The organism is Vibrio sp. 10N.222.49.C9, from assembly GCF_041474985.1.
Lineage (GTDB): Bacteria > Pseudomonadota > Gammaproteobacteria > Enterobacterales > Vibrionaceae > Vibrio > Vibrio crassostreae_C.
Window position 1 is genome coordinate 1 of the sequence record NZ_JBFRVD010000044.1, and the last position, 15,040, is coordinate 15,040.

Annotated in this window: 17 protein-coding genes; 12 read left to right on the forward strand and 5 right to left on the reverse strand. The window is 44.1% G+C overall.

Annotated features, from left to right (window positions below; all coding sequences use genetic code 11):
* The first annotated feature begins 242 nt into the window (after positions 1–242).
* A complete protein-coding gene (locus tag AB4585_RS18390) occupies positions 243–863 on the forward strand; it encodes a LysE family translocator (RefSeq protein WP_017064486.1) in 621 nt (206 codons plus the stop codon).
* Positions 864–1,119: 256 nt separating this feature from the next.
* Here the strand turns inward: AB4585_RS18390 and AB4585_RS18395 are convergent, their stop codons facing one another.
* Entirely contained in the window at positions 1,120–3,147 is a 2,028-nt protein-coding gene (locus tag AB4585_RS18395; RefSeq protein ID WP_372170528.1) for a PhoX family phosphatase, read from the reverse strand.
* Between the two features lie 254 nt (positions 3,148–3,401).
* Between AB4585_RS18395 and AB4585_RS18400 the strand changes: the two genes are divergently transcribed.
* The 6 genes from AB4585_RS18400 to AB4585_RS18425 all read left to right on the forward strand — a co-directional run bounded on the left by AB4585_RS18400 (position 3,402) and on the right by AB4585_RS18425 (position 7,769).
* Positions 3,402–3,743, forward strand: a complete 342-nt coding sequence (locus AB4585_RS18400; protein ID WP_017062629.1) for a YggL family protein — start codon at positions 3,402–3,404, stop codon at positions 3,741–3,743.
* Between the two features lie 266 nt (positions 3,744–4,009).
* Complete coding sequence (locus AB4585_RS18405; RefSeq protein ID WP_017067451.1) at positions 4,010–4,150, forward strand: hypothetical protein; 141 nt, start codon at positions 4,010–4,012, stop codon at positions 4,148–4,150.
* A complete protein-coding gene (locus AB4585_RS18410; RefSeq protein WP_065583911.1) occupies positions 4,143–4,826 on the forward strand; it encodes a spondin domain-containing protein in 684 nt (227 codons plus the stop codon). Before AB4585_RS18405 ends, AB4585_RS18410 begins: the two co-directional genes overlap by 8 nt.
* A 9-nt stretch (positions 4,827–4,835) precedes the next feature.
* Positions 4,836–5,516, forward strand: a complete 681-nt coding sequence (locus AB4585_RS18415) for a spondin domain-containing protein (protein WP_017072230.1) — start codon at positions 4,836–4,838, stop codon at positions 5,514–5,516.
* 81 nt (positions 5,517–5,597) lie between these two features.
* Positions 5,598–6,329, forward strand: a complete 732-nt coding sequence (locus tag AB4585_RS18420) for a response regulator transcription factor (RefSeq protein WP_017067448.1) — start codon at positions 5,598–5,600, stop codon at positions 6,327–6,329.
* Positions 6,330–6,395: 66 nt separating this feature from the next.
* A complete protein-coding gene (locus tag AB4585_RS18425; protein ID WP_372150344.1) occupies positions 6,396–7,769 on the forward strand; it encodes a sensor histidine kinase in 1,374 nt (457 codons plus the stop codon).
* Between the two features lie 48 nt (positions 7,770–7,817).
* Here the strand turns inward: AB4585_RS18425 and AB4585_RS18430 are convergent, their stop codons facing one another.
* Together AB4585_RS18430 and AB4585_RS18435 are read right to left on the reverse strand one after the other, a co-directional pair.
* A complete protein-coding gene (locus AB4585_RS18430; RefSeq protein ID WP_017062624.1) occupies positions 7,818–8,282 on the reverse strand; it encodes a hypothetical protein in 465 nt (154 codons plus the stop codon).
* 158 nt (positions 8,283–8,440) lie between these two features.
* Entirely contained in the window at positions 8,441–9,370 is a 930-nt protein-coding gene (locus AB4585_RS18435) for a DMT family transporter (RefSeq protein ID WP_372170559.1), read from the reverse strand.
* A 149-nt stretch (positions 9,371–9,519) separates the two neighbouring features.
* On the opposite strand from AB4585_RS18435, the gene AB4585_RS18440 reads away from it, so the two are divergent.
* Positions 9,520–9,978 carry an Lrp/AsnC family transcriptional regulator gene (locus AB4585_RS18440; RefSeq protein ID WP_017062622.1) on the forward strand — a complete coding sequence of 153 codons (459 nt, stop codon included), beginning with the start codon at positions 9,520–9,522 and terminating at the stop codon, positions 9,976–9,978.
* A gap of 169 nt (positions 9,979–10,147) precedes the next feature.
* On the opposite strand, the gene AB4585_RS18445 is transcribed toward AB4585_RS18440, so the two are convergent.
* A complete protein-coding gene (locus AB4585_RS18445) occupies positions 10,148–10,390 on the reverse strand; it encodes a hypothetical protein (RefSeq protein WP_017062621.1) in 243 nt (80 codons plus the stop codon).
* Positions 10,391–10,659: 269 nt separating this feature from the next.
* Positions 10,660–11,235, reverse strand: a complete 576-nt coding sequence (locus AB4585_RS18450; protein WP_372154462.1) for a hypothetical protein — start codon at positions 11,233–11,235, stop codon at positions 10,660–10,662.
* Positions 11,236–11,331: 96 nt separating this feature from the next.
* On the opposite strand from AB4585_RS18450, the gene AB4585_RS18455 reads away from it, so the two are divergent.
* From AB4585_RS18455 to AB4585_RS18470, 4 genes are all read left to right on the forward strand, one after another.
* On the forward strand, positions 11,332–12,015 hold the full coding sequence (locus AB4585_RS18455) for an SH3 domain-containing protein (RefSeq protein WP_372154463.1): 684 nt from the start codon (positions 11,332–11,334) through the stop codon (positions 12,013–12,015).
* A 529-nt stretch (positions 12,016–12,544) separates the two neighbouring features.
* Positions 12,545–13,285: an SDR family oxidoreductase gene (locus tag AB4585_RS18460; protein WP_372155614.1), complete on the forward strand. Its 741-nt coding sequence runs from the start codon at positions 12,545–12,547 to the stop codon at positions 13,283–13,285.
* A 26-nt stretch (positions 13,286–13,311) separates the two neighbouring features.
* Positions 13,312–14,523, forward strand: coding sequence for an acetyl-CoA C-acetyltransferase (locus AB4585_RS18465; RefSeq protein ID WP_029236542.1), 1,212 nt, complete (start codon positions 13,312–13,314; stop codon positions 14,521–14,523).
* A gap of 130 nt (positions 14,524–14,653) precedes the next feature.
* Positions 14,654–15,001 carry a phasin family protein gene (locus AB4585_RS18470; RefSeq protein WP_017062616.1) on the forward strand — a complete coding sequence of 116 codons (348 nt, stop codon included), beginning with the start codon at positions 14,654–14,656 and terminating at the stop codon, positions 14,999–15,001.
* The last annotated feature ends 39 nt before the right edge of the window (positions 15,002–15,040 follow it).

A 15,040-nucleotide genomic window follows, 5' to 3' on the forward strand; every position in this document is an offset into this window, starting at 1 on the left:
TCTTGAAGTCCTTCTAGGCCGTCTTTAAAGTGTGCGAGCGCAAGTAAACGCATCTTCATCTGAATGGTTTTTTGCTGGCTCGCAAGCTTTTTGAAGTCAGTGTTATTAAGGCTATCCATGGCTAAATTTCACAATAATTCATCAATCTTAATTAGATCACATTTTTACTTTAATTGGTATCATTTCAAGCCCGATCAAGAAACAAGAACTAATAAATAAAAACAAGTCGATAAGGTAATAATATGGATAGCGCACTACTTTGGGCTTTTATTCCCACGTTTTTCTTCGTGTCAATCACGCCCGGTATGTGTATGACTTTGGCGTTGACACTTGGAATGAGTGTTGGATACAAGCGTACATTATGGATGATGATCGGTGAACTGGCTGGTGTCGCTGTGGTTTCTATTGCCGCGGTATTGGGTATCGCTTCGATCATGTTGAATTACCCATGGCTATTTACGGGCTTTAAATTTGTTGGTGCGGGTTACCTGTTTTATTTAGGCGTTCAGATGTGGCGTTCGAGAGGCAAACTGGCGATCAGTACTGACAACCAAACAACAAAAGTCAGCAATGATTGGGACTTGGTGGTTCAAGGTTTTGTCACTGCAATTGCGAACCCAAAAGGCTGGGCGTTTATGATTTCTTTGCTGCCTCCTTTTATTAACAGCAATAAAGACTTAGCACCGCAGTTGTTCATTCTCGTGTCAATCATTCTGGTTTCTGAGTTTGTTTGCATGACCTTATACGCGACAGGCGGAAAGAGCTTAAAGCATATGCTGGGCAAAGCCGACAATGTTAAGTTGATGAACCGCATTGCAGGTACGTTGATGATGGGCGTTGGTGTTTGGTTGTTCGTGAGCTAATTCTGGTTAGCCTACAACGAGCAGAGATCCCCGACTCAGTCGTTCCTCCTTCTCGAGGGTGACGCGTACGTGGGATGATGACGACTTAGGATTACGGTGAGTTTTGAAAATTCGGATTCTTACTTAAACCGAAGAATGCATAGAATATAAAAAGAGCGATAGGGCATTTGGCCTTATCGCTCTTTTTGATTTTACTTAGCTAGCGAACAGAGACTAGATAACAGAAATGTTTCTGATCTTAGCCTGCGTTGTATATTTAAACCGCGATTTCACCGCCGTCTTCTCGACGAATCACAACCGTAGATGCTCTTGGGCGGACTTTGCCTTGAGTTTGTGCGGTTGCATCTTCAGACGATGGCCAGTTTGCCGGGTGTTGAATGTTCACAAACAGTGACTTGAAATCTGGGCTGATGGTAAAGCCAGTCACTTCACAACCGTTTGGACCCACAAAGAAGCGTTTAAGCTGTGCTTGGTTGTTTGCATCAATCACCGCACTGTTGCCGTTGTCATCCGTTAACTGAGATGGAACCACTGCCAGCATTTGGTCATTGGCGTAGCCAGTTACTTCGTCTGCGCCGTTATCTGTCTGAATCCACAAGATGCCACGAGCATCAAACGCTAAGCCGTCAGGGCTCGCGAACTGGTTCATGTCTGTTAGACCAGAGCGGTTAATAGACTTGTCTTCCACTGCTGGTGAACCAAATACGAAGATATCCCAATCGAACTCGCCTGCCGTTTTGCCTTCATCCCAACGGATAACATGACCGAACTTGTTGTCTACGCGAGGGTTCGCAGAGTTCGCTTCTTTACGCTTGTTGTTATTAGTCAGCGTTAGGTAAGCCGTACCCGTCATTGGGTCAACAGAGCACCATTCAGGGCGATCCATTGGCGTTGCACCAACAAGGTCGGCAGCGCCCGCTGTATTGATGATAAGCGCTGCTTGAGAGTCAAATGAATCACCTAGCTTGCCGCCGTTTGTAGTCTTGCTGCCCAACGTTAGTGGTAGCCACGTACCTGAACCGTCATCGTTGAACTTAGCCACATACAGCGTGCCTTTATCCATGTACTTGTCACCCGCACTTAGGCGATTACTCGGCTCTGCGTCACGCGGGTCCCATTTCTCTTCAGAAACGAATTTGTATAGGTATTCAAAACGAGAATCGTGACCAGAGTAGAATACGATCGGCTCGCCTTCGGTCAACTTACCAAACGTACAGCCTTCGTGACGGAAACAACCCAGTGCAGAACGTTTCTTAGCGCGAGAGTTTGCTGTGTATGGGTCGATTTCAACAATGTAGCCGTGACCGTGTGCTTCGTTACGGTAATCGTCCATTGCTGACTCACCTGTTGGTGTTACGTCAAAGCGAGCAAATTCGTCTAGGCGTTCTTGTTTGTCACCAGAAAGCGTGTCCCAACCGTAACGTGTTTTGTCGGTAGCGATACCAATACGTTCTTGCGCTGGTGTTGTCTCGCCTTTGTTAACGAAATAACCCGGCCAGTTTTCTTCACACGTTAGGTAAGTGCCCCATGGTGTGTAGCCATTACCACAGTTGTTCAACGTGCCACGAGCTTGGCTGCCGTCTTGTGAGAACTTGGTTTTGGTAAATTCACTGTGTGCAACAGGACCAGACAGATCCATTACGGTCGCGCCTGTGTAGCGGCGGTTCAGAGGATCGTTATCGACCATCACCCATTGGTTGCCTTCAAGTTTTACACGAACCACACTCACGCCGTGTGCGTTGATCTCTTTACGTACTTCATCAAGGCTAGGGCGGTTGCCTTCATCGTATGTAGGACCATTAGCGTGCAGTGCTTTTTGGTCGATGTATTCGTGATTAATCACCAACAAACCGTCGTTGCTGTTGCCATTAAGCGGGAAGAAGTGCATGCCGTCGTGGTGCATGCCCAGTGAGTTTGCTTGATCTTGTGCGTTGTTGGTTCCATCTTTTAACCAAGCATTGCCTTGCTTGTTAAGTGGAGTACCCCAAGGAACCAATACTTGTGCTGTATAGCCTTTTGGCACAACGACACTGTCTGTCAGTGAGCCTTTAACCGATTCGAATGCAAGTGTAGCAGTGCTTTTTTGCGGTGCGCTAGATGATGCTGTCGCCGCGTGCGCTGTGCTGTGGCCTGCTAAACCAAAAGCACCAAACGCCGTCATTGCACTGATGCCTAAACCGCCTTTGAGAACATTTCTTCTTGAAAGGTTCGCATCTAAAACTTCTTCGAAGGGTTTGTTTTTGCTCTTATTAAAACGAGTGCTATCAAATGTTTCCTTGCTCATCTTTACTGCTTCCTATTGGCTGATTTTATTATTCGTTATTCATGACTTACCCACCTACTAACTAATTGGTTAATAAGTTGGGTCAATGTGTGACTAATCGTGAAGCAGTTAAGTGACAGATTTTTATAGATTTGATTAAGGTTTTGTTTCTGTAGCACGATTTTTGCCATTAACACCCTTGTGTAATACAAAACTCTTGGGGATTGATGTGGAACTGTGTATAAATGCTTTATCAAACGAAAAGAGAGGCAGTTATGAAATTAGATAAAATCGAAAACAAAAATCGTCGCCTACGCAAAAAGCTATACCTAGGTGAATTCGCGATTCTGGGTTTTGAAGTAAGCTGCAAGACATCGATTACTGATTTTGATCAATACGATGTGTTCATTGATGAGTTCATTGATTTCATCGACAGCATCGGTCTGTGCTTTGGTGGCGGCGGCCTTGAGCTGTTTGAAGGTTTCTTATGCTCAATTGAGCGCTACCGTTCAGTAACAGAAGCAGAACAACTGCAAGTTGCTCAATGGCTTGAAGCTCGCGCTGAAGTAAGCAAAGTGGAAGTTAGCGAACTGATTGACGCAAACTACGCGTTCTAATTTGATGTTGTGTTGTTAGCTCGATTGAAAGGCCAAATACGGCTTAGGAAAGAGTAACAACAGTACGCTAGAATAAAGGCCGAATCGTTAAATCGATTCGGCCTTTTTGCGTTTTATTCGTTCCATTTCTATTCTTTATCTTCTTTTCTATCCCTTCTGACGTAAATGATAAATTGATATTTTTCGATTAAATATTAGTACTTTATCGCTATTTTTATTTGCAGTAATAAGTTTGGATAAACTTGTGAGAGTTTTATGAGAATTCAATGAAGTTGCTGATAGATTTGATCGTCATTCTTAGAGTCAACAACACCACAGTTCGTTCTGGCAAAGGTAACGGTATATCGCTGTTATTCGTTTTGTTGGCAACGATAGGACTCGATAAAGGATGGAATCAAAATGAATAAACGTACTCAAATCAGCTTAGTGATCAGCTCGGCTATGTTGGCCTTCGGAGCGGCTCAAGTTCAGGCTGCTGAGCTTGAAGTCACTGTCACTAATGCAACGAAAGGGATCTACTTTACGCCTATCTTAGCGGCGGCTCATGACTCAAGCTTGTTCATGTTTAGAACGGGTGAAACGGCTTCTTCGGAACTAGAGTCCATGGCCGAAGGTGGCGATATTTCAGGTTTATCTGGTGTCATTGCCAACGCGGGAGGCGTGGTGGTTGAGAACCCAGCGGCCGGCATCCTCAATCCAGGCGTCGCAACTACGTTTGATATCAGTACTGGTGATTTAGAGTACCTATCATTGGGTGCAATGTTGCTGCCGACAAACGACGGCTTTGTTGGTCTAGATAGCTGGAAGATCCCAACTCAAGCGGGCACCTACAAAGCGACTCTAAATGGTTATGACGCAGGCACAGAAGCCAATGATGAGCTGGCGGGCAGTATGCCGAACCCTCCATTCATTACCTTTGGCGCTGGTGGCACAGGTGTAGAAACGGCAGTATCAAACGCTAAGGTTCATATTCATCCAGGTAACATTGGTGATGGTGATGCGGCGGGCGGCATCAGTGACCTCGATAGCAGTAGCCATCGATGGTTAAACCCTGTTGCAACTATCACCATTGTTGTGAAGTAAGGGGGATGTATGAAAGCTAGAATTCTATTTATCGCTGCATCAGTAGCTGTGTTAGCGGGTTGTCCGGACGATGACGACGATTACTATCGCTATGATGTGAGTGTTACTAACCTCACCCCCAATCAACCAATGTCACCACTCGCGGTGTTGACTCACAATACGAATTTTGATCTGTTTGAAGTTGGGCAAAGTGCCTCTGTCGATCTGGAATACTTGGCGGAAGGGGGTAGTAATGCACAATTGCTTGCGCTCAGTGACAGTGACGCCAATGTTTATCAAGGCATCTCAGGCAATGGACTGATTCTTTCAGGTGAGCAAGACACGGTGTCGATTCGTGTCGACCCAAATCAAGAAGGGTATATCTCAGTTGCTTCCATGTTGGTGAACACCAATGATGCGTTTGTCGGCGAATCCGGATTATCGCTCAAGTCATTAGCGGTGGGTGATACCTTTACCATGAACATGAATGTTTGGGATTCGGGAACTGAGCTGAACGATGAGCTTGCTGCAACCATTCCGGGACCAGCAGGCGGTGGTGAAGGTTTTAATACCACACGAGACGACACCGATATAGTGAGTTTTCACTCTGGCGTAATCAGCCAAGATGATGGCCTTACGACTTCTACTTTAAGTGCAAATCATCGTTTCCTTAACCCCGGTGCAAGAATCACCATTACTCGAACTCAGTAACAGGTTGAAAGCACGATGAAAGAATTCCTGCTCTGTTCCGGTCAATTGAAAGGTGGGCGGACTCAGAATAGAGCAGGGATCATGAATAGTGCTGCGGTAAATTTGATGGCAAACATATTGTTGGTTGAAGACGATGATGACTTGGCTGAACTGGTGCAGATGCATCTTAAGTTCCAAGGGCATAACGTAATCAGAGCTAATGTGATTGAAAAGGCTCAGGCGCTCTATAAAGAGGGTCATTTCGATTTGATCGTACTGGATCGTGGCTTACCAGACGGTGACGGACTCGATTTCTGTCGAATGTTGCGTCAGCAAGAGGATTGGACGCCAGTACTCATGCTAACCGCAAGAGACGCTGAGTTAGATAAGGTGTCAGGCTTAGAAGCCGGTGTTGATGACTACATAACGAAACCTTTCAGCGTTCTCGAGTTTCAAGCAAGAGTGAGGAACGTGCTTCGCCGTTTAAGCCATGTCGAATCAGCGACTCAAGAGGTTGTGACAGCAGAATCGATTATGAATTTTGGTGTGCTCACTATTCAACCTGAACGCCATCAGGTGTCACTCAATAACCAAGACGTACCGCTGACAGCTACCGAGTTTACCTTACTTCATTTCTTAGCAACCCGCCCGGGGCGTGTGTATAGCAAAGACGAGCTGCTCGATCATGTTTGGAATACTCATCACTCTGGCTATCACCATACCGTGTGTAGCACAGTCAACCGGCTAAGAACCAAGCTTGCGATGCCGAATAGTGATGATGATTTCATTAAAACCGTTTGGGGTGTTGGTTATAAGTTTGAGTCGAAAGCTTAGGCCTATGTGTCGCGTCCGAAGTTTACTAAAAGGCCAGTAAGACCTAAGAGCCATCGAGGAGAGAACATGAGTTTCAAATCGCGTTTAGTGTTGTTCACCAGTTTGTGGTTTCTGCTCGTGAGTGTGGTGATTGCTTATACCTATAATTGGCAAAAAGAGACCATAGAACAAAGAACTAAGCAGAGCTTACACAAAGAGCTCGCGGTTCATATGCGCGATGATAATCCTCTGATGATTGGTACCGACTACAACCCTAAAGCGCTCAAATCCATTTTCCACACCTTGATGTTGATAGGGCCAGATTTTGATATCTATTTCCTCGACAGTCAGGGCAAGATTACGACTCATGCTGCGCCAGAAGGCACTGTGTTAGCCAACCAGATAGACTTAGCACCCATTCAACAGTTTTTAAACGACGAGCCTTATCCCATTCTGGGGGAAGATCCGATCAATCCCGGGGCTCGTAAGGTGTTTTCCGTAGCAGCGATTGAAGAGCTAGGTTCGACCGTCGGGTATCTGTACGTTTTGATTGGCAGTAATCGTCACACGGTGATTGCCAATTCGCAGGTCGATACGCCATACATTGCGCTCGCGGGGCTCATGCTGATCTCTATCTTGGGTTTTGCGGTTGGAGCTTATCTGTTGGTCAAACGTAGCCTGTTAAACCCAATAGAAGCAGTAACTAACAAGTTGCAACAACAAGCAGAGCAAGATTTTCGATTGGACCCGAACTTCATTCATCAAGTACCAGAATTGGTGCCGATTGCACGCTCGTATCAGTTGATGGCGAAGCACATTCAACAGCAATTTTTGCAACTTGAATATCAGTCGTCACATCGAAGACAAAGCTTACTACAGCTCAGTCATGATTTGAAAACGCCATTGTCGAGTGTATTGGGGTATCTAGAAACGTGGAGGATTCAAAACCCACATTCGGATCCACTCATAGATGTGGCATATCGCAATGGCAACAAGTTATCTGAACAGCTCCATTCGCTGTTAGATAGCGCCAAGAAAGATAACCCGGTACCCACATATCAATACGCTTCAATCGATTTCAATGGGCTGATGAGCGAATGCTTAGAAACGATACAAAGCAAATATCGCCATAAAAATGTTGAGTTGAACATTAATATGCCTATTGGAATCAAGGCTGTGGGTGACAGTGATCTGCTTGAGAGGTTGATTTTGAATCTGTTAGATAATGCATTGAGGCATAGCCCAAGTGGCACTGTGGTGTCGTTAGATGTTGGTTTTGAAGCGGATTCCAAACGGGTGAAGGTGGTGATTCATAATGAGGTTGAACTGGAAGCGCCGAATGGTTCTTTGGGAATAGGAACCAAGATCGCGCAGTCGATACTGATGTTACATCACAGCGTGCTAGAAACAACAAAGGCAGAGAACTCCTTTCAGCAAAGCTTTTACTTGCCTTCGGTATAGCTCTGTCTGCCTTCGTTTAGCTCGATGTATACTTACGTAGAACTAACGTTAAGCGTCTTTACTGTCTTCGTTGCCTTCGTTCACTTTCGCGTAGAAGTGAAGTAGCTCAGTTAATTCTTTAACCCAGCCAAACGCATCTTTAGGTGCGTTCTTTAAGATCTTTTCTACTTTCTCACAGTGCACTTCGATTGCGATTGCTTCTTCAAGGTTGAAAGAAATTGAGTAGAAGTGCCAAAGCAGTAGGCGAGTCATTCGCTCGATGTTCTGTTGCGAGTTATCCGACTCTGAGAAGGCGAGGTTCACTTCACCAAGCGCGATAGCGGTCATTCGAAGCATTGCGTCAAATTTTGCTGATTGCATGCGCTCTTCGCTGGTGACTTCTTCTTGCTCGAACGTAAACAATTCCGTCATTGCATCTTCAGGAACAAGGCGATGAATCATTCTTAAACTAAATTCTTCTAGTTCATGGCGAGGCATGGTGATTAAGCAATTTAAGGTGTAGTCGCGTTGCATGGTGTTCTCTTGGATCTGCAAAAAGGTCGGACAGTTTAATGGAGAAGCGAGCTCAGAAAAAGCAGATTTTAGATAAGCCTACGTTTGTGGGCTTATCTGTGTACTACAAGCCCTAAAATCGATGCTTAGGGGAACTGTATTTAGGTTTGAACGCAGTATCAGGCTTTGCTGTGGCTTGGCGGTTGGTACTGCATCGACTGGTCGTTTCTCATGAATATGTTGCTCGCGACCAAACTGCCGATGCAAATAGAACCAAGGGCGAGCCAAGTCATCGCATCAGGAATCTCGTTGAATAGTGGGATCGCCAACAAGGTCGCCACTGCGGGTGTTGCACTGCCAAAAGCGGCAGAGCGTTCAGCCCCTAAGGTATTAACCGCATAAAGGTAAGTGAACGCAGCGATTAAACCCGCCCCAACGCCTTGCACTGTTGAATGAACGGCAAGCTCCGTGAAGGGCCAATTAGCGATTGGTGTGTCCATTAGGTGGCTTGGGAGGGTTCCAGTCAGAATTAGGACGAGTAAAAGCAAAGTAGAACAGAGAGAAATAAAACCGGCACTGACTAACGCATTAAGATTAGCGACACGGGCTGAGATGGTGAACATCGCCCACATTAAGCTTCCGCATAAAAACAATAAATGACCTTTGGTGTATTCAAAGTTGAAGCTGCTTAAGCTAATTCCTAAAAACAACAGTATACCGAGTAAAACCAAACCTAAACCAACAACACGGTGTCGGCTGAGTGGTTGCTTAAAAAAGAGTACCGCAATTCCTGTGACGAACAGAGGGAGCGTGCCCGGAACAAGAGCACTGCCATGTGAGACCGGAACAAACTGCATGGCCGTTCCCGCAACAAGCAGATAAGGCAATCCGCTACCGACAAACATACCCGTTAGATACCGTTTAGGGACGACGGCAATCGCGCTGCGTGCTTTCCACATCAAAGGCAATAACACCAAAGCCGGTATGAGAAATCTTGTGAGGGCGATATCTGCAGGTGTTAAATCTGAATTTGCGCCGCCTTTAAGAGACAGGAAAAAGCTCGCCCAAATGAGTAGGGTGACAGTAATAGATAAGTAGCCAAGATTCATAATATTGAAGGAGAGTGGGTGATGACTCATTATGGAACAGTTGTTGTGCCACAGGTTGGCAAGTTTTGGCCTAACTTGAACTATCGTTGATGATTTCTGCTAATATTCACCAAATAATTAACGGATTTAACTAATGTTTGGCATTTACTATGGATAGAATTGATAGACATCTTCTCGAACTGCTACAAAAAGATGGCAGGTTAACCACGGCTGAACTTGCTGATGAAGTGGGTTTATCACCTTCGCCTTGTGCAAGACGAGTCAAAAGGCTAGAAGAAAAGGGCATTATTGACGGTTATCGTGTGAGCTTGTCACGAGAACAAGTCGGCATCGCAATGAGTGTGTTTGTTGAGGTGAGCCTAAACAACCACCAAGAAGTGTCGATAGATAAGTTTGAGGCGGCTGTTGTAGAGATGGAAGAGGTGATCAGTTGCCACGTTGTATCTGGGGCTTATGACTATTTGCTAGAAGTGGTTAGCCCGAACTTGATGGCCTACGAGGCATTTACAAGAAAACTTCAAAGGCTCTCTAACGTGAAAGATATTCATACCCACCTTGCGATAAGACAAGTAAAAGGCAATGCACCACTGCCAATTTATACCGATTAAGCCAAACTCTGAGCAGTAACACGAAGGCAGAATGAGCTGAAAACGAAATGGTTTACTCCTGAAGTAGAAGCGCGGTCAATATCAAAAATCATCCATTAAGTGTCAGGCTTCAGGCAATAAAAAACGGAGCACCTCGTGAAAGGTACTCCGTATATGATAGGTGCAAAACTTAGTGATACTTAAAGTTAGAGATTGAACAATCCCCAGTTTGTGCATTAATTCTGAATGAAAAAGCATGTGAATGATAATCCACGCCGTCATTCCAAATTGTCTCTCCAAATATCTTACATAGCTCTAGCTCACTTACTGAACCGAACTCTTCCATGTGTTTAGCTACAGATAAAAGTTTACCTCTTATCTCTGCAGTCCATTCCGTGTTACTCAAGCAGTTGAAAGCCATAGTCTTTTGCATATTACCTAGCCAAAATGTTTCTTGTTATTAAGTTATATGAAGATTCATGATAACAATTTTCTGGCGTTTGTAAATCTATTTTGTGATGAATATCTCACATACTCGCTTGCATTGGTCGGAAATTGAACGTCATTGTTGATAGATAGCACATTACTTTTACAACCTATTGATAAAGCTTTGATTAACGAGTTCTTAGAATATTATGAATGGGATTGAGCATATTTATCGGAAAAGTCCAGTCGAACGAGTGAGAGAATCTAATGGTGATTTCAGTTTGATGCACCGTTTGCTGGTTGGTTTATGTGGCGGGCTTCGTCAATCATCGTCGCTTCTCTGCGGTATTTTGAAGACAGCTGACGGAATTTTTCACTGAGTGTATGGAGATCTCGGGAGAGTGATTGTGAGCTTTGGACGTGCACCTGCGCGCTTTCTGCCTGGCGTGGGAGTTTTGCTTTGGTGCAGTGTTTGGCGACGGCTTGCCATGAATACGCTAGAGAGTCAGCGCCTTCAAGTTCACTAGACACAAAATACGCCTGTTGTAGCAAAACCTCGGAGACGTCATACGCGGTATTAATATGACTATTGAGCTGCACATTAAACCTTTCTTCGTACTTTGCCCAAAGCTCAATGATCTGCTTTTCATTAAAGTGTTTAGATAACAATGTCTGTGACTCATAGGTTGAAAGAACTTGGTTGAACTCTTTGGTGTACTGACTATAGCGACCTTCAAAAGAGAGCTGACGATCCAACAGTGTTTGCCAGTTTTCACGGTCACAATGATTCGCTAGAGCGACATTGGCACTCAAAGTTACGCTTACAATGATAACTTTCCCCCAAAAACTCATGACTTTCCTCTACTTACCGTGCGCTCTATTGAGAGTATAGATGAGCAGCAGCATGAGTTGATGTACACTTGAGACATACCTATAACGGAAGAGCTGGTGGATTTGATGAAAAAAGCGCTGATCGCTTTACTTGTGTTGTTGATATTGGGCGGAGGGGGAGGAGCGGCATACTACTTCTTAGTCATGAATAAAGACCCAATCCCACAAGAGAAAACGGAAGAGCCGGCGTTAGAAGCTACCGAGCAATCTGAATCTGACCTTGTACCTACCATGGATCTTCAGCCTGAACCCGAGCAGACGGAATTTTACGTTTTGGAGAGAAAGCTTGAAGTGGTCGAGCAACCTGAAATTGATGGCTTGATAACAGATTACCTCTATAAAGGGGAAAAGGTGGTGGTACTCGAGAAACAAGGCGAATGGGCACGTATCTCAGACTATATAGTCCTTAAAGAAGGCGGCCCACAGACGGCGGAATGGGTCTCTATGTCAGGCTTATCGAATGATGAAGTCATTATTTCGGAAAAAGAAAGCAAAGAGATATTGGATTCCTATTTGGTTAAGTCTGATGACCTCAAGATCCATCAAGAAAAATTCCGTAATTCGGTGGCTAAACTGATCTCTGAGGGGGAGTGTGCCCCAAGTGATTTTGAAGAATTAGGCGGATGGGTGAAATCTGTTAAGTACAGCAATCGAGATGTCTATTTTATTTATTGTGGTGGGTTGTCCCTTGAAAACAAAATTTATCTTGATGTAAATACAAATGAAATATTTACGAAGTAAGATCCCACGCTCAATTTATTAATGCTATTTACTTAAGCCCACTCATAGATTGAGTGGGCTTTTTTGTCTATTCATAATGCTCATCGTCCCCATTTAGAACGTTAATTATATTGAAGCTCATATAGAATCATTAGGAACCATTTATTAATTTCTAATAATAGTTTTGTTATTATTCTCGTGATCAATCATTTCAAATTCCCACATTGCATTATTCTTGAAACAAGCTGGGAGATATAGATTTATCTCGTATTAACAAAGGCTTATCTGCTTGTTGATAAAAGTAAAATTAAATAAACCTTATTAATATCATAGCTTTGCGTTAATTTACATGTTCGTAACATTTCATTAATTTTGGGATGCAAGTCTAGTTTTTAATCATAATACGAAAATATTTTATATTTGTAATAATACTTTTTGATTTTGAGTTGTAGGGTTTAATTAAAGCAAAACGTAAAGTTTAATTATCAGCTAAGACATTATCTTATTAACATCATTGTTATTTAATTGCTTGTAAGGGATGGAACCATTAATGAAAAAGCTTGCTTTAATTACAGGGTCAAAAGGCGGTATCGGCTCAGCAATTTCCTCTAAATTAGTTGCAGACGGCTATCGTGTTATCGCGACTTATTTTACTGGAAATTACCAATGTGCCTTGGATTGGTTTAACGAAAAACAATTCACCGAAGATCAAGTGAGATTGTTTGAATTAGATGTTACCAATACTGCGGAATGTGCGCTGAGCTTAAGCAAGTTGTTAGAAGAAGAAGGCACGGTGGATGTACTAGTCAATAACGCAGGTATTACACGTGATAGCGTCTTTAAAAAGATGGATGCCGAAGCGTGGAAAGAGGTTATCGAAACGAACTTAAACAGTTTGTTCAACGTGACTCAACCTTTGTTCGCTCCTATGTGTGAGAAAGGTAACTGCCGTGTCATCAACATCTCTTCCGTCAATGGTCTTAAAGGTCAATTTGGACAGACTAACTACTCAGCAGCGAAAGCTGGAATGATTGGTTTTTCTAAAGCTTTGGCTGCAGAAGGCGCTCGTAGCGGCGTAACCGTGAACGTGATTGCCCCTGGCTACACAGCAACTCCTATGGTTGAGCAAATGAAGCCTGAAGTACTGGATTCAATCAAGAACCAAATTCCGATGAAACGCTTAGCAACACCTGTTGAAATTGCAGACGCAGTGGGCTTTTTAGCGAGTGAATCTGGCGCGTACATTACAGGCGAAACATTGTCTGTGAATGGCGGCTTGTACATGCAGTAATTGGCGAAACTGAAGGGGTTGGAATGATGGAAAAAGTATTTATTGTTGCGGCTAAGCGCACTCCTATTGGTGCATTTACCGGGTCGCTAAAAAACGTATCTGCGGGTGAACTGGCTGGCGTTGCGATCAAAGGTGCACTTGAGTCTGTCGATCTTTCGTTAGATGCGATTGATGAAGTAATCGTCGGCAACGTGATTTCGGCAGGTCAAGGCATGGGGGTTGCTCGTCAGGCTTCCATCTATGCAGGGCTTCCTGAGGAAACACCAGCATACGGCGTGAACATGATTTGCGGCAGCGGAATGAAATCAGTGATGGACGCAGCGGCGCACATCAAAGCACAAGATGCTGAAGTGGTTATTGCTGCTGGCGTTGAAGTGATGTCACAAATTCCTTTTGTGGTACCAGCGAGCGTTCGTAATGGTCACAAAATGGGTGACATCTCAATGAAAGACTTACTGGTTGGTGATGGCTTAACCGATGCGTTTAATCACTACCACATGGGCATGACCGCTGAAAATATCGCGAACACGTTGAATATTTCGCGCCTAGCTCAAGATAACTATGCCTTAGAAAGCCAACAAAAAGCCGTTGCTGCGATTGAGGCGGGTAAGTTTAACGAGCAAATCGTGCCTGTAGAAGTTAAGCAGCGCAGACAAACCGTCACTTTTGATACCGATGAGTATCCGAAGTCAGACGCGACATTCGAAGGTCTGCAAAAGCTTCGTCCAGCTTTTGACCGTGAAGGGTCTGTTACGGCAGGTAACGCTTCGGGCATCAATGATGGCGCGAGTGCAATCATCTTAGCCTCAGAGAGTGCAGTAGCGAAATACGGACTGACACCACTGGTAGAGCTAACGAGCTACGCACAGTCTGGATTAGATCCAAAGATTATGGGTTTAGGCCCAGTAGAAGCCGTTTCTAAAACGCTTGATAAGGCGAATCTCACTCTAGAAGAAGTAGATTTGTTTGAATTGAATGAAGCGTTTGCAGCACAAGCTCTTGGCGTAATGTACCAATTGTCAGAGCAGCATGACTTACCGCTTGATGAGTTCAAGCCAAAGGTCAATGTGAATGGTGGTGCAATCGCGCTTGGCCATCCTTTAGGTGCTTCAGGCAATCGAATTATTGTTTCACTCATCCATGAAATGCTTGAACAGAAAACGACTTATGGCGTTGCTTCACTCTGTGTGGGTGGGGGAATGGGAACCGCTGTTTTGCTAAAAGGTATTGAAGGTTAGAGCCTGATATATCGGTAGCAAGCTTAAATATCGGATCAGCTTTTCAAAGCATCGCGAGTTAATCGATGAGCGTTGGCTGAAACGATAGTGACACAAATTTATTAAACTATGTATTCATCAGGAGTTACTTATGTACACGGATATTTTCAAAACAATTACTGACCAAACTGAAAAGCAATTTGAACCGTACTTAAAGTTCAACAAGTTGGTTGCAAAGAACGTCCAAACGATGACAGAACTGCAAATGAATGCAATGCAGACTTACACGAACATGGGTCTTGCGCAAATGAAAGCAGTGACTGAAATCAAAGACGTGACTAGCCTAACGGCGTTCAACAGCCAGCAACTAGCAGCGCTAACTCAATTGTCTCAACAGATGATGAGTGATAGCTCAAAAATGCAAGCTGCTGCAAAAGAGTTCAAAGAAGATGTTGAAACACTAACAACTGAAAACTTGAAAACAGTTACACCTGCATAAATAAAATCGCCATCGAGTCAGCACAGTGTTTACTGTGAG

Excerpts from the sequence above, each read along its gene's own strand:
- AB4585_RS18440 (WP_017062622.1), top strand. The coding sequence starts at position 9,520 with ATGGATAGAATTGATAGACATCTTCTCGAACTGCTACAAAAAGATGGC.
- AB4585_RS18400 (WP_017062629.1), top strand. The coding sequence starts at position 3,402 with ATGAAATTAGATAAAATCGAAAACAAAAATCGTCGCCTACGCAAAAAG.
- AB4585_RS18435 (WP_372170559.1), bottom strand. The coding sequence starts at position 9,370 with ATGAATCTTGGCTACTTATCTATTACTGTCACCCTACTCATTTGGGCG.
- AB4585_RS18425 (WP_372150344.1), top strand. The coding sequence starts at position 6,396 with ATGAGTTTCAAATCGCGTTTAGTGTTGTTCACCAGTTTGTGGTTTCTG.
- AB4585_RS18470 (WP_017062616.1), top strand. The coding sequence starts at position 14,654 with ATGTACACGGATATTTTCAAAACAATTACTGACCAAACTGAAAAGCAA.
- AB4585_RS18390 (WP_017064486.1), top strand. The coding sequence starts at position 243 with ATGGATAGCGCACTACTTTGGGCTTTTATTCCCACGTTTTTCTTCGTG.
- AB4585_RS18415 (WP_017072230.1), top strand. The coding sequence starts at position 4,836 with ATGAAAGCTAGAATTCTATTTATCGCTGCATCAGTAGCTGTGTTAGCG.
- AB4585_RS18410 (WP_065583911.1), top strand. The coding sequence starts at position 4,143 with ATGAATAAACGTACTCAAATCAGCTTAGTGATCAGCTCGGCTATGTTG.
- AB4585_RS18430 (WP_017062624.1), bottom strand. The coding sequence starts at position 8,282 with ATGCAACGCGACTACACCTTAAATTGCTTAATCACCATGCCTCGCCAT.
- AB4585_RS18450 (WP_372154462.1), bottom strand. The coding sequence starts at position 11,235 with ATGAGTTTTTGGGGGAAAGTTATCATTGTAAGCGTAACTTTGAGTGCC.
- AB4585_RS18420 (WP_017067448.1), top strand. The coding sequence starts at position 5,598 with ATGAATAGTGCTGCGGTAAATTTGATGGCAAACATATTGTTGGTTGAA.
- AB4585_RS18405 (WP_017067451.1), top strand. The coding sequence starts at position 4,010 with ATGAAGTTGCTGATAGATTTGATCGTCATTCTTAGAGTCAACAACACC.
- AB4585_RS18445 (WP_017062621.1), bottom strand. The coding sequence starts at position 10,390 with ATGCAAAAGACTATGGCTTTCAACTGCTTGAGTAACACGGAATGGACT.
- AB4585_RS18465 (WP_029236542.1), top strand. The coding sequence starts at position 13,312 with ATGGAAAAAGTATTTATTGTTGCGGCTAAGCGCACTCCTATTGGTGCA.
- AB4585_RS18460 (WP_372155614.1), top strand. The coding sequence starts at position 12,545 with ATGAAAAAGCTTGCTTTAATTACAGGGTCAAAAGGCGGTATCGGCTCA.
- AB4585_RS18395 (WP_372170528.1), bottom strand. The coding sequence starts at position 3,147 with ATGAGCAAGGAAACATTTGATAGCACTCGTTTTAATAAGAGCAAAAAC.